This window comes from Lysobacter sp. Soil_N_51 (assembly GCF_057655755.1).
In genome coordinates this window covers 546,457-559,128 of sequence record NZ_JBDGLR010000001.1, presented here as the reverse complement: position 1 = coordinate 559,128, position 12,672 = coordinate 546,457, and the positions used below count along the sequence as shown (strand labels likewise).

The 12,672-nt window shown below is 66.6% G+C and carries 11 protein-coding genes; 8 read left to right on the top strand and 3 right to left on the bottom strand.

The genetic code is table 11. The annotated features are described in order from the left end of the window. Positions 1–229 precede the first annotated feature (229 nt). Positions 230–838 (bottom strand): class I SAM-dependent DNA methyltransferase, encoded by a 609-nt coding sequence (locus AC3A4T_RS02570; protein WP_036110542.1) that lies wholly within the window; start codon positions 836–838, stop codon positions 230–232. Between the two features lie 196 nt (positions 839–1,034). On the opposite strand from AC3A4T_RS02570, the gene AC3A4T_RS02565 reads away from it, so the two are divergent. Further along, positions 1,035–1,487, top strand: a complete 453-nt coding sequence (locus AC3A4T_RS02565; protein ID WP_487673936.1) for a CopD family protein — start codon at positions 1,035–1,037, stop codon at positions 1,485–1,487. 297 nt (positions 1,488–1,784) lie between these two features. Here the strand turns inward: AC3A4T_RS02565 and AC3A4T_RS02560 are convergent, their stop codons facing one another. Beyond that, positions 1,785–3,488 carry an alkaline phosphatase gene (locus AC3A4T_RS02560; protein WP_487673935.1) on the bottom strand — a complete coding sequence of 568 codons (1,704 nt, stop codon included), beginning with the start codon at positions 3,486–3,488 and terminating at the stop codon, positions 1,785–1,787. Between the two features lie 373 nt (positions 3,489–3,861). Here AC3A4T_RS02560 and AC3A4T_RS02555 point away from each other — a divergent pair, with 373 nt between their 5' ends. The 3 genes from AC3A4T_RS02555 (at position 3,862) to AC3A4T_RS02545 (ending at position 7,312) form a co-directional block, all read left to right on the top strand. Continuing rightward, on the top strand, positions 3,862–5,187 hold the full coding sequence (locus AC3A4T_RS02555) for a dicarboxylate/amino acid:cation symporter (RefSeq protein ID WP_487673934.1): 1,326 nt from the start codon (positions 3,862–3,864) through the stop codon (positions 5,185–5,187). 663 nt (positions 5,188–5,850) lie between these two features. Next, entirely contained in the window at positions 5,851–6,402 is a 552-nt protein-coding gene (locus AC3A4T_RS02550; protein ID WP_487673933.1) for an energy transducer TonB, read from the top strand. Positions 6,403–6,700: 298 nt separating this feature from the next. Further along, positions 6,701–7,312, top strand: a complete 612-nt coding sequence (locus tag AC3A4T_RS02545; RefSeq protein WP_487673932.1) for a hypothetical protein — start codon at positions 6,701–6,703, stop codon at positions 7,310–7,312. Positions 7,313–7,387: 75 nt separating this feature from the next. Here the strand turns inward: AC3A4T_RS02545 and AC3A4T_RS02540 are convergent, their stop codons facing one another. Then, complete coding sequence (locus AC3A4T_RS02540) at positions 7,388–7,876, bottom strand: NUDIX hydrolase (RefSeq protein WP_487673931.1); 489 nt, start codon at positions 7,874–7,876, stop codon at positions 7,388–7,390. Positions 7,877–8,123: 247 nt separating this feature from the next. Between AC3A4T_RS02540 and AC3A4T_RS02535 the strand changes: the two genes are divergently transcribed. The 4 genes from AC3A4T_RS02535 (at position 8,124) to AC3A4T_RS02520 (ending at position 12,234) form a co-directional block, all read left to right on the top strand. After that, a complete protein-coding gene (locus AC3A4T_RS02535; RefSeq protein ID WP_487673930.1) occupies positions 8,124–9,524 on the top strand; it encodes a M16 family metallopeptidase in 1,401 nt (466 codons plus the stop codon). A gap of 13 nt (positions 9,525–9,537) precedes the next feature. Continuing rightward, positions 9,538–10,962: a M16 family metallopeptidase gene (locus tag AC3A4T_RS02530; protein WP_487673929.1), complete on the top strand. Its 1,425-nt coding sequence runs from the start codon at positions 9,538–9,540 to the stop codon at positions 10,960–10,962. 154 nt (positions 10,963–11,116) lie between these two features. After that, a complete protein-coding gene (locus AC3A4T_RS02525; protein WP_487673928.1) occupies positions 11,117–11,728 on the top strand; it encodes an NADPH-dependent FMN reductase in 612 nt (203 codons plus the stop codon). Beyond that, positions 11,725–12,234, top strand: a complete 510-nt coding sequence (locus AC3A4T_RS02520; protein ID WP_487673927.1) for an acyl-CoA thioesterase — start codon at positions 11,725–11,727, stop codon at positions 12,232–12,234. The genes AC3A4T_RS02525 and AC3A4T_RS02520 overlap by 4 nt, the downstream gene beginning before the upstream one ends. The last annotated feature ends 438 nt before the right edge of the window (positions 12,235–12,672 follow it).

Sequence of the window (12,672 nt, the reverse complement as noted above, 5' to 3'; positions counted from 1 at the left end):
TGCGTTCCACCAAGTGGTGAGACGCGGCGGCAGGCACCGCGATCTCTGAAGGCGCCCCGTGTAGGAGCGGCGTAAGCCGCGACCAACCGAAGCAGCGCACGCAAGCGCCTAATCCGAAGCCCAGACACCCGGACGGCTGTTTTAAAACCTCGAACGGTATCCGAGAAGGGCGTCGTAACCGAAGTGCCGCGGTCGCGGCTCACGCCGCTCCTACAAGGGGCTAAGGGACTCAGCCGGCCGTTTCCAGCGCCGAGGTGCCGAAGCGCAACCGCCGCGCCAGCCACAGGTGCGAGCCCAGCGCGGTGAAGCCCTGCGCGGCGAAGCGTTCGCGATAGAACGCGGCCGGGCGGCGCTTGAAGTCGTCGGTGTCGCCTTCGATGCCGTCCTCGCGGGTGAAGGTCTCCAGGAACGCGACCCCGCCGCACAGCTCGGCCAGGCCGGGCAGGCCGCGATCGAGTTCGCGGGTGTCCAGGTAATGCAGCACGTCGCTGCAGATCAGCAGGTCGACCGGCGCGCACGGGCGCAGGTATTCGAAATCGCCGAACCGCGCCAGGTGCAGGTTGCGACTGCGACCGAAGCGCGCAGTGGCGTACTCGCTGCTGTCGAATCCCAGATACTGCAGGCGCGGGCGCAGCTTGAGCAGCGGCGCGCGCCACGGGCCTTCGCCGCAGCCTATGTCGAGCACGCTGCGGATCGGGCGCTCGAGGTGGTACTCGGCGGTGGCGACGGTCAGCGCGACCTTGCGCGCCAGTCGCGCGGCGCCGCCGATGGCCTGGTGCTTCAGGGCCGGGTCGCGGTACCAGCGCTGGAAGTAGGCGGCGTCGTACTGTTTGCTCATCGGGGCGGTGGCTTGCGGTGGAGCGTGGCATCCTAACGCGCCTCGGGACCGGTGCGGCGGTGGGCTCGATCCTCGCCGCGCGATGCTGTCGATATCGGCGCCATCGCGAGTTGGCGTCGCCGGCGGCGGCGCGGCGGTTCGCAGCCGGCTCCCTCACTCTTGTATCAACCCGCCAGCCCTTATCAGGAAGCCCGCGATGAATGCCTATCTATGGACCAAGACCTTCCATGTCGTATTCGTGATCGCCTGGATGGCCTCGGTGTTCTACCTGCCGCGGATCCTGGTCAACATCGCCGAGGCCGGCAACGAGCCTGCGGTGCGCGCGCGGCTGGTGTTGATGGGGCGCAAGCTGTATCGCTTCGGCCACGTCATGTTCGGCATCGCGTTTTTGTGCGGCCTGTTGATGTGGCAGGGCTATCGGGTGTTCGGCGATGGGTTGCCGCAGATGTTCGCGGTCGGCGGCTGGTTGCACGTCAAGTTGACGTTGGTCGTGGTGCTGCTGGTGTATTTCATCTTTACCGGGCGCTGGCTCAAGGGCGTGGACAAGGGGCGGGCGCTGCCTTCGTCGCGGACGTTGCGTTTGTTCAATGAGCTGCCGTTGCTGGCGTTGATTGCGATTGTCTGGTTGGTGTTGGCTAAGCCGTTTTGAGGGATGGGACGTAGGTAAAGGCACGAGCAGAAGCAGGAGCAAAAGCGAATCCCCCTTAATCCCCCTTTTGCAAAGGGGGAGACTGCATTCGTTGCTTCGGTGGGTTACGTAGCGGGCTGCTGGTTGCGTGGGCTGCTGGTGATTCGAGCCGCTGGTGATTCGCGTTGAGCGCTAGCGCTTTGAAAAAGAAAAACGGCGACCCCAAGGTCGCCGTTTTCATTCCGAGCCAGTGCTGTTCCCCCCTTTGCAAAAGGGGGGCAGGGGGGATTCGCTTTTCGATCAGCCCACGATGCCCACTCAGTTCTTGAACTGACCCGCGTCAGGCAACTTCACCGGCACCTGGTTCGCATCGCAATCGCCCTTCGCACACAACGAAGCGCGCAACTTCGGCATCGACTGCAGCAGGAAATGGTAGATCGTGTTCTGTTCGACGCTGCCGCGCACCGCGCTGCTGCCGGGGCCGCGAGCCCAGATGCCGACGTCGTCGCCGCCGTGGGTTTCGGCGGTGGTCGGGACCAGGGCTTCCTGCATGTAGTCGGGCGCCTGGGTGTCGACGTTGCTCAGGTCCGGGCGGCCCTTTTCGATTTCCTGCATGCCGCTGGCGGTATGCGGGAAGGTGTGCGGGCCTTCGGGCTGTTGCGAGCTGGCACCGGTATAGCCCGGGCCGTTGCTGTAACTGAGCGTGGTGTAGGGCTTGCCGAGCGCGTCGCGGGCGTAGGCGTTCGGGTCGCCGTCTTCGCCGCTGGTGCCGCGCACCTTGCCGAGCATCGGGTTGCCGCGGGTCGGGTAGCCGACGAAGCTCAGCGTGTGCGAGTGATCGGCGGTGACCAGAATCAGGGTGTCGTCCGCGGAGGTCGCCTTGTTCGCCGCTTCCACCGCTTCGCTAAGCGCGATGGTGTCGGTCAACGCGCGATAGGCATTGCCCATGTGGTGCGCATGATCGATGCGGCCGCCTTCGACCAGCAGCACGAAGCCGTTGTCGCCCTTGATCTTCTTGAGCCGTTCGATCGCCGCGACCGTCATTTCCGCCAGCGACGGCTCGCCGGCGCCGTCCTGCGGGCGGTCGTGGTCGAACTGCATGTGATCGGGTTCGAACAGCGCGAACAGCGGCTTGTCCTTGGGCGCGGCGGCGAACTGCTTGGCGTTCCACACGTACTCGCCGCCGGGGTGGCGCTGCTTCCAGGTCGCGATGAGGTCGCGGCCGTCCAGGCGCTGGCCGACCTTGTCGTCGTACTCGGGATCGCGCTGCTCGACGGTCATGAAGTTGCCGCGGCCGCCGCCCATCAGCACGTCCGGGCCGGTGCCGTACGGCGACTCGATCATCTGCCGGGCGATGTCGATGCAGCCTTCGGACTTGGCCTTGTCGGTCAGGTCCATGTCGTTTTCCCAGTTGCGGTCGGCCGAATGGCTGAAGGTCGCGCCCGGGGTGGCGTGGGTGACGCGGGTGGTGGTGACCACGCCGGTGGCCAGGCCTTGGCTCGCGGCGAGTTCCCACAAGGTCAGCATCGGCGCCTGCAGGGCCGCCGCGCAGTCGCCGCGCAGCCCCTTCTGGCCGATGCTGAGCACGCCGGCGCGGGTCTTCACGCCGGTCGCCATGGCGCTCATGGTGCCGGCCGAGTCGGGCGTCTGCGAATCGGTGTTGTAGGTCTTGCTCAGCGCGGTCGAGGGAAAGCGTTCCCAGCTCAAGCGGTTTTCTTCGCCGGGCGCGCCCTTGAGCTGGCCGGCGAGGATGCGCGCGGCGGCGACCGTGGTCAGGCTCATGCCGTCGCCGACGAACAGGATCACGTTCTTGGCCTTGGCCGACGACGCGCCGCGCTGCGCGGCCTGGGCGGCGCCGTCGCGGTACCACCAGGCCGGGGTTTCGCCCTGCGGATGCTGGATCGCCGGGACCTCGATCGCGATGCCGGCGCCGGGCGCATCGGGTCGGGTCGGAGCGGCCGCGGCGCAGGCGGTGAGCAGCGCGGGAACGAGCAGAACGGAAACGGAACGCAGCTTGGACATGGGCGGGCCGGGCGTTGGGAATGACGAGCCGGCGATTATGCCTCGGGCGTGTGACCGCGGTTTGGCGGCGGCGGCCGAGGAACGAGTTCGCAGGAGTGAGAAACGAGTAAGGCAGCCTGCTCTACTCGTTTCTCACTCCTGTGAACTCGTTCTCCGCATAGCCCGCCAATCCACTATTGTTCCAACCCAGCCCGACTGGTTTGCCGAAGCTGGCCGAAGTAATAATGTTTGGTTGCCGGCTTATGCGCTCAGATCAGGCAGCGCCGCGGCGAAGCTGTTTATCGTGTCATCCCGTCCGCGCGCGTCCGCCATCAGCCGCGTGCGCTTCGCAGCCACCGACGCACTCACCGACGCACTCATTGGATAGCCCGCGATGACCGCTTTGTTCTCGGCCTGGTTCCGCATCCCGTTCTGGCAGCGCGTGGTCGCCGGCTTCGTGCTCGGCGCGCTGGCCGGCTGGGCCTTCGGCTCGGCGGCCGACACCTGGTTCGGGCCGCTCGGCGATCTGTACGTCACCCTGATCAAGATGATCGCGGTGCCGTTGGTGTTTTTCGCGGTGATCAACGCGGTCGCGTCGCTGCATGGACAGAAATCGATCGCCGCGCTCGGCGGCCGCACCTTCGCCTGGTTCGCGATCACCGCGGTGCTCGCGGTCGGCATCGGCCTGGCGGTCGGCACGATCCTGCAGCCCGGCGCCGGCGTGACCGGGCTGGCGGTGGATTCGGGCTACAAGCCGCGCGACGTGCCCAGCGTGGTCAAGGTCTTGCTCGACGTGGTGCCGAGCAATCCGTTCTATGCCTTGACCGGCATCGGCGCGACCAAGAACGCGGCCGGCGAAACCGTGCTCGCCGCCGGCAAGGGCTCGATCCTGCCGGTGATCTTCTTCGCCGGGTTGCTCGGCTTCGCCATGGTCAAGCTCGGCGAGAAAGTCGCCGGCGTGCGCAAGCTGGTCGGCGAAACCAGCGAGCTGATGATCCAGGTGACCCGCTTCGTGCTGGAGGTCACCCCGATTGGCACCTTCGGCCTGATCGCCTCGCTGGTCGGCGCGTACGGCTTCGAGAAGCTGCTGCCGCTGGGCAATTTCGTGCTGGCGCTGTATGTCGCCTGCGCGCTGCACATCGTCGTGGTCTACAGCGGCCTGTTGCTCGCGCACGGGCTGAATCCGCTCAAGTTCTTCCGCGGCGCCGCGCCGGGCATGCAGGTGGCGTTCGTCAGTTCGTCGAGCTTCGCCGCGATGCCGGTGGCGATGCGGTCGATCACCCATAACCTCGGCGTCAATAAAGATTACGCGGCGTTCGCTTCGCCCTTGGGCGCGAGCATCAAGATGGACGGCTGCGGCGCGATTTATCCGGCGCTGTGCGCGGTGTTCATCGCCCAGTACACCGGTACGCCGTTGACCGCCGACCAGTACTTCATCGTGATGATCGCGTCCGTGCTGGGCAGCTTCGGCACCGCCGGCGTGCCCGGCACCGCGGTGATCATGGCCACCGTGGTGCTCAGCGCCGCCGGCCTGCCGCTGGAGACGATCGGTTATCTGTACGCGATCGACCGCGTGCTCGACATGATGCGGACCATGACCAATGTGACCGGGCAGATGCTGGTGCCGGTGCTGGTGGCCAAGGAAACCGGTCTGCTCGACAAGGCGGTCTACGATGCGGCGCCGACCAATGTCGGGATCGAGGAAGAAACGCGCGCATGAGTTGGCTGCGGCGATGACGCTCGCGTCGACGGACTGCCGTGCGAAGCGGCGCGTCTGGATTCGCATCGTATTGCCCGTCATCGCCGCGGTCATGGCGATGTGGGTCGTCGGGTGCGCGGCGCCGACGCGTCCCGATGCGGTTGTATCCGGCCAGTGAGAACCAAAGAAAAACGTTTTTTTTGAATCAAGTGCCCGCAAGTGCGGAGCTTCCGCGGGCATGCGCCACACGAGACATCCTGTCTCGGTGGCGCACGGCGCACATCCCTGTGCGCCGCCCTTCGGGTGTCCTTTTGTTCTCGCGAGTCAGTGGCTTCGCAGCGTTGAATGAACTGCGCGACTTCAAGTCCAAGCAAAAACGACATGGCCTCCCTGCCTCCCTGTAGGAGCGGCGTAAGCCGCGACCACGCCACGACGCCAACGTCGCAACTCACGACGCAATCGCAAACTCACGGCTGTCGATCGAACGAACTTCTCCATGGGACACCTGCCCAGGCGCCAGCGCGCGAGATGCCCCGGTCGCCCGATCATGGCAAGATCCACAGCGCCGCTTAAGACAAAATCGAGCACGCGGCCCGAAGCTGCGTAAGCCGCCAAGCGCGTGTGCTCGGCTACCGACATCATCGCAACGGCATAACGAATACCCACGTGGTCATGGAGACAACGATGCGATTCAAATCATGGATGCTCAGCGGCTGCGTGGTGATGTTGGGCGCCTGCGCCAGCGTGCCGCCGCACAGCGCGGCGCAGGACGACCCGCATACCGGCGCGGTCGGCGTGCGCTCGATCGACAAGCTGCTGACCGCGCCCGAGCGCATGCAACTGGGCGACAACGAAACCTTCCAGATGCCGTTGGCCGAACGCGACAACGCCGCGCCGGCTTATCCGCGCGAGTTGCTGGCGCAGCGATTGGCGCCGCAGACGGTTTGCCTGAACGTGGCGATCGGCGCGGACGGGCGGGTCAGCGGCAGCCGTCCGGTCGGGGTGGAGCAGGGTTGCCCGGCGGCGACGGCGGCGGCCCCGCAGTTCGTCGAAGCCGCGCAGGCGGCGGTGCTGCAGTGGCGGTTCGATCCGGCGTTCCGCTGCATCTATCCAGGCGTCAAGCCGCAGGAGGAAGGCTGCGTGACCGGCAAGGAAGAAGCGGTCGCGGTGAGCCTGGCTTTCAGCTTTGTGTTCGAACAGAAGGAAGGCAAGGGCACGGTACGCGTCGGTGGTTGAATGCACCGGCATGGCGGTCGCCGGCAACGGCGATGCAGCGGCGATGGTGCGTCTACGCGCTTGACTGCGCCGGCGAGCGCCGGCCGCGCAGGTGCTTTACCCGTGTCGGGTTTTTGCTGAAAGCCCCAGATGCGGCTGGACACACGGAGGTACGAGCATGGTGGCAAGGACGACGATGGTGGCGATGACCCAGGACGAGCGCGGCAGGCTCGAACTGATAGTGCCCAGGGCGAACGAGTTGATGGCGTCGACGGACCAATCGCCCGATCAGGTACCCGCCCACATACGCCACTGGCGAATGGAATGGCTGAAGAGCTGCGCCGCGGTCACCGGTTTTTTTCTGGCCGTGCTGACGATTTCGGTGCTGAGCCTACGCAGCGGCAGCGCGCTGGCGGGCTGGGTCGCGGTCTATTGGCCGTATCTACTCGCGGCCTGCCTGTTGCTGGGCATGGTGTATGCCTCGGTCAATGCCTGGACCTTCGCGCGGCAATGGCGCGCGATCAAGCGCAGTACGCTTGGGGCCTTTCAGATCGATGCACAGGCCGGCGTGGTGCGCGAGGAGCGTTATGCGCTGGGCGATTGCCGCGCCGTGCATGACCCCGAACAGGGCGGGCGCATTTATCTGCTGCGCACTGAGGACTCGCGTTGCCTGGTGGTGTTCGACTCGCAAAGCTTCGATCTCGCGCACAGCGGTAGTGATCCGGCGCGAAGCCCGCTGCGGCCGGCGCGCGAGGCGATCCTGCGTTGGGCGCCGGTATCGGGACTATTGTTGAACCTGGAATTTCGCGGCCCGATGTTCCCGCACGGGCCGGCCGAACGCGTGCGCGGTGCGCTGCCGGACTGGGCCTGCCATGGCCGTATCTGGGAATCGGACTGGGGCGAGGTCGAACAGCTTTTATCGAAAGGGTGAAACGGGCTTGCCGTTGTTCCGACTCGCCAAGTCAATCCGCGAGTTCCGACTCCAGCAAGTCCCACACCCAACCGCTCAAACCCGCGAATACTTCCACGACACCATCCGCCCGTCGCGGTACGGCATCACCCCGTGGAACGCGCGCGGGTCGGCGTCGAACACCAGCGGCAGGAACTCGCGGTCGCCTTCCCACATCGGCAGTTCGTGCAGGCGGTCGAGATCGACCCATTCCAGCGAACCCTCGGGATTGCTCGCGAACGGCACGCCCTCGAACGCGGTAACGGTGAACACGAAACCGAGCCAGTCCTCGCCGCGCTTGCCGAAGCCCGGCCAGCTGATGGTGCCGCGCAACTGCATCGCGGTGCAGTCGATGCCGGCTTCCTCGAAGATCTCGCGGCGCATGCCGGCGACCACGTCCTCATCGGCCTCCAGCTTGCCGCCCAGGCCGTTGTACTTGCCGAGCTGATGATCGTCGGGACGGGCGTTGCGATGCACCATCAACACTTGGCGGCCATCGGGCGAAAGCACGTAGCCCAGGGTGGCCACGATAGGCGTGTACGGCATCGGCGGGTCGGTGGGGCAGGGACGCGGGGCGCACAGTGTCGGCGATTCGCGCGGCGACGGCCAGCGGCGGGCCGTGCGCGCGATCTCCCTACGTGACTTTCGACCCGCATGCGCGGCCGGCCCGGGCAGGTTAAGGTGCGCGGGCCCGGGACGCGTCGAGGGGCTCGACGCCATTCGCCACACCCGCACACGCACCATCATCCGACTCATCTCGACACAACATCTCGACAAAGACAGGGAGCCACCCATGCGCACGCGTCATCTGAGCGTACTGCTGGCCGGACTGACCACGATCACGACCGCCGCGTTCGCTCCTGCGTCCGCGGCCGAGAGCGATCGCTGGCAGGTGCCGGTGGCGGTCAAGAAACTCGACAACGGACTGACCGTGGTCGTGTCCGAGGATCACAGCTCGCCGACCGTCGGCGTCAGCGTGGTCTATCACGTCGGCATGCGGCTGGAGCCCAAGAACCGCACCGGCTTCGCTCATCTGTTCGAACACCTGATGTTCCAGGGCACGCCGACCGCGCCGAAGGGCGTGTTCGACCAGGTCATCAGCGGCGGCGGCGGCCGCAACAACGGTTCGACCCGCGCCGACTTCACCAACTACATCGAGGTCGCGCCGGTGTCGGCGCTCGACCGCATCCTGTGGCTGGAAGCCGACCGCATGAAGACCCTGGACTTCAACCCGACCACGCTGAAAAACCAGCAGGACGTGGTCAAGGAGGAAATCCGGGTCAACGTGAAGAACCAGCCTTACGGCGGCTTCATGTGGATCGACATCGGCCAGCACGCATTCCAGAAATGGGAGAACAACCACGACGGCTACGGCAGCTTCCAGGATCTGGAAAACGCCAGCCTGGCCGACGTGCAGTCGTTCCATCGCGATTACTACGGCCCCAACAACGCCGTGCTCGGCATCGCCGGCGACATCACGCCGGCCGAGGCCTTCAAACTGGCCGACAAGTACTTCGGCGCGATTCCCGGACGCTCCACGCCGCCGCCGCCGGATTACAGCGAGGGCCTCAACACCCAGGAAAAACGCGTCAATCAGACCGACGCGCTGGCGCAGGTGCCGGCGATCGCCGCGGCCTGGAAGATGCCCGCGCGCGGTAGCCGCGATCACGCGCCGATGGCGGTGCTCGGCAGCGTGCTGGCCGGCGACGAGGCCTCGCGCCTGTACCAGAGCCTGGTCAAGCGCAAGCAGCTCGCGCTCAGTGTCGACGCGCTGTACGGCCTGACCGATCCGTGGACCTACAACGGCCCGACCCTGTACACCTTGTTCGCGCTGTACAAGCCCGACAGCAGCGCCGACGCGGTGCTCGCGGCGATCGACGAGGAAGTGGCGAAGATCGCCCAGGGCGGGGTCGACGCGGCCACGCTCAAGCGGGTCAAGACCAAGATGCTGGCCGATTGGTACAACGGCCTGGAAAGCTACATCGACCGCGCCGACACCGTCGCGCGCATGCAGACCTTGTGGGGCGACGCCAACGTGGTCAACAAGATTCCCGGCTGGATCGAAGCGGTGACCTCGGCCGATCTGCAGCGCGCGGCCAAGACCTATCTGACCCGCGCCAACCGCACCGTGATCGACCGCCGCCCGACCGCCATGGCCGCGCCCGCCGCCGCCGCGCCGTCCGGCCAGAACTGAGCGAGGAGACGAGATGAACATGCATAAGAATCTGCTCGCCGTGGCGACCTCGCTGGCCCTGGTCGCGATCGGCGGCGTCGCGTTTGCCGGCCCGGCCGCCAAACTGCCTTCGCAACTGCCGCCGCTGGCCGCCGACAAGGCGTTGCCGGTGCCGCAGATCGCGCAGAAGACCCTCGCCAACGGTTTGGAAGTGTGGGTCGTGCCGCGCAAGGGCCTGCCGCGGGTCGACTACGTGCTGGCGGTGCGCAATGCCGGCTTCGCCGCCGATGCGGCCGACGCCTCGGGGTTCGCCTCGCTGTATGCGCAATTGCTGACCCAGGGCACGCCCAAGCGCGACGCCAAGGCGATCGCCGAGGCCGCGCAGGGCTACGGCGGCACGCTCGCCGCCAATGCGCTCAACGATGGTGTGATCCTCAGCGGCTACGCGCTGCCGACCCAGTCCGAAGCGATGCTGCGGCTGCTGGCCGAAGTCGCCCAGCAGGCGAGTTTTCCCGATGCCGAGGTCAAGCTCGCCCAGGCCAATGCGCTGCAGGAATTGAAGGTCTCGCAGGCGCAGCCGGGGTTCAAGGCCACCCGCGCCTTGCTCGCGGCGACCTACGGCGATCATCCCTACGGCCACACTCAGCCGACCGAGGCCGCGATCAACGCGGTCAGCGCCGACAAGGTTCGCGCCGAACACGCGCGCCGGTTCCGTCCCGAGCGCGCGTTGTTGATCGTCACCGGCCGGATCAGCGCCGACGAGGGCTTCAAGTACGCCGAAGCCGCGTTCGGTGGCTGGAAGGGCAGCGGCGAGCCGATCGCCGACACCGCGCCGGCGCGGCGCGAGGCCAAGCCGCAACGCCTGTTCGTGCAGCGCGACGGCAGCGTGCAGTCGGCGGTGCGATTGGGCCGTCCGGCGATCGCCGCCACCGATGCCGACTACATTCCGGCGCAGCTCGCCGGCATCGTCCTCGGCGGCGGTTTCAGCAGCCGTCTGATGCAGAACCTGCGCGAGGACAAGGGCTACACCTACGGTGCGCGCGGCGGGCTCAACGCCTTGCGCGCCGGCGGCATCGTCCAGGCCTCGGCCGACGTGCGCAACGAAGTCACCGGCGCGGCGATCGGCGAATTCATCTACGAATTCGGCAAGCTCAACGATTACCCGGTGCCGGCGCAGGAGCTGGAAGACACCAAGCGCTATGTGGCCGGCGGTTATCTGATCGGCAACCAGATGCAGGCATCGGTGGCGGCGTCGCTGGCGAGCAACTGGCTGTACGGCCTGCCGCCGCAGTTCCTCGGCGAGTACGTGCCGAAGGTGCGCGCGGTCGGCGCCGAGCAGGTCCAGGCGGCGGCGAAGAAGTATTACGCGACCAAGGACCAGTCGATCATCGTGGTCGGCGACTACAAGGCCGTGCAGAGCCAGCTCAAGGAGTACGGCGAGTTCAAGCTGGAGAAGTGAGCGCGGCTTGAGCTTGCGCGCGGCCGTTGCTGATCGCCGCATTGCTGGAAACGACAACGCCCCGGCCTCGGCCGGGGCGTTTGCTTTGGCGCGGGCGCTCACCCGGCTTCCCGGCGGCTCGCGCATAATCGGCCGATTCGCCACGGAGCACCGCATGTCCGCCAGCCCGATCGACCCGTCCCCGCGTCTGCTCGCCTTCGCCGGCAGCCTGCGCGCGGGGTCCTACAACCGCCGCCTGATCCCGGTGCTGGCCGAGGGCGCGCGCGCCGCCGGCGCGCAGGTGACCCTGATCGAGCTGCGCGATTACCCGCTGCCGATCTACGACGGCGATATCGAAGCCGAAGGCCTGCCCGAGAATGCGCTGCGCCTGCAGGCCTTGCTCGGCGAACACGACGGCCTGCTGATCAGCACGCCCGAGTACAACGGTTCGATGCCGGCGCTGGTCAAGAACACCCTCGACTGGATCTCGCGGCCGATGCCCGGCGGCCGGTCCGGCACCACGCTGTTCGCCGACAAAGTGGCCGGCATCGTCTCGGCCTCGCCCGGGCCGCTGGGCGGGTTGCGTTCGCTGCTGGTGTTGCGCGATGCGTTGGCCAAGCTCGGCCTGATCGTGGTGCCGCAGCAGGTCGCGGTCGGCCAGGCCGCCGAAAAGCTGCACGACTACGGCCAACTCGACGACGAACGCGCGCGCGAAGCGGTGCATCGGGTCGGCGCGGCGGTGGTGCGGCATCTCAAGGTGTACACGCCTATCGGAGCCAGCGCATGAAAGGCCAGCAACGCGAATTGAACCTGCGCTTCCTCGCCCAGCCCACCGATGTGAACTACGGCGGCAAGGTCCACGGCGGCATGGTGATGAAATGGATCGATCAGGCCGGCTACGCCGCCGCGGTCGGCTGGAGCGGCAAATACAGCGTGACCGTCGCGGTCGGCGGCATCCGCTTCGTCGCCCCGATCCGGATCAGCGATCTGGTCACCGTGCACACCAAGCTGATCCTGACCGGCAACAGCAGCATGCATTTCGCCGTCGACGTGAAAGCGCGCGACCCGGGCCTGGACGACGGCGAGCCTGAGGAGCGGCTGTGCACGCACTGCGTGATCGTGTTCGTGGCGATGGACCAGGTCGAAGGCAAACCGACCGCGGTGCCGCCGTGGACGCCGGAAACCGAGGACGACAAGCGCCTGGCCGAATACGCGCTCAAGGTGATGGAACTGAGCAAGGGCATCGAGGCGACGGTGGAGCGGTATGTGCATGAGGGCGATGCGGGGAAGTGAGTCCCGCAGATTGAAGTTTGCTTGGCTCAGGCGCATCTCATTCCAGACGTTCGTCACTCAGCCGCACGTTACTTAGACGCCCGTGGCAAGTCGCACCTTCCCGCGCGCCCCACGTTTGCTCTCGCCCTCGCTTTTGCATTTCCCCCCTTTGCAAAAGGTGGGCAGGGGGGATTCGCTTTTGCTCTTGCTCTTGCTTCAACCCACCGCCGGCCGCCTGAAAGCGAATCCCCCGCGCACCGACCGCCACCCAGGATCGAACCAAGCCGGGCGCTCGCCCCCTTTTCCAAAGTGGGCGCTGATTTCAGCCGCGGCTTCGTGCGAAAAACGGCCGGCTTCGTAATCCATGAGGAGCGAGCTGCGTCTCGGCAAACGCAGTCTCCTTCCAGACACGCCACCGTCGACGCGGCAAGCCAAAGCGCAAAACTCATCCCCCACAAC

Coding starts and splice junctions, on each gene's coding strand:
- AC3A4T_RS02570 (WP_036110542.1), bottom strand. CDS start 838: ATGAGCAAACAGTACGACGCCGCCTACTTCCAGCGCTGGTACCGCGAC.
- AC3A4T_RS02560 (WP_487673935.1), bottom strand. CDS start 3,488: ATGTCCAAGCTGCGTTCCGTTTCCGTTCTGCTCGTTCCCGCGCTGCTC.
- AC3A4T_RS02545 (WP_487673932.1), top strand. CDS start 6,701: ATGGAATGGCTGAAGAGCTGCGCCGCGGTCACCGGTTTTTTTCTGGCC.
- AC3A4T_RS02550 (WP_487673933.1), top strand. CDS start 5,851: ATGCGATTCAAATCATGGATGCTCAGCGGCTGCGTGGTGATGTTGGGC.
- AC3A4T_RS02555 (WP_487673934.1), top strand. CDS start 3,862: ATGACCGCTTTGTTCTCGGCCTGGTTCCGCATCCCGTTCTGGCAGCGC.
- AC3A4T_RS02540 (WP_487673931.1), bottom strand. CDS start 7,876: ATGCCGTACACGCCTATCGTGGCCACCCTGGGCTACGTGCTTTCGCCC.
- AC3A4T_RS02535 (WP_487673930.1), top strand. CDS start 8,124: ATGCGCACGCGTCATCTGAGCGTACTGCTGGCCGGACTGACCACGATC.
- AC3A4T_RS02565 (WP_487673936.1), top strand. CDS start 1,035: ATGAATGCCTATCTATGGACCAAGACCTTCCATGTCGTATTCGTGATC.
- AC3A4T_RS02520 (WP_487673927.1), top strand. CDS start 11,725: ATGAAAGGCCAGCAACGCGAATTGAACCTGCGCTTCCTCGCCCAGCCC.
- AC3A4T_RS02530 (WP_487673929.1), top strand. CDS start 9,538: ATGAACATGCATAAGAATCTGCTCGCCGTGGCGACCTCGCTGGCCCTG.
- AC3A4T_RS02525 (WP_487673928.1), top strand. CDS start 11,117: ATGTCCGCCAGCCCGATCGACCCGTCCCCGCGTCTGCTCGCCTTCGCC.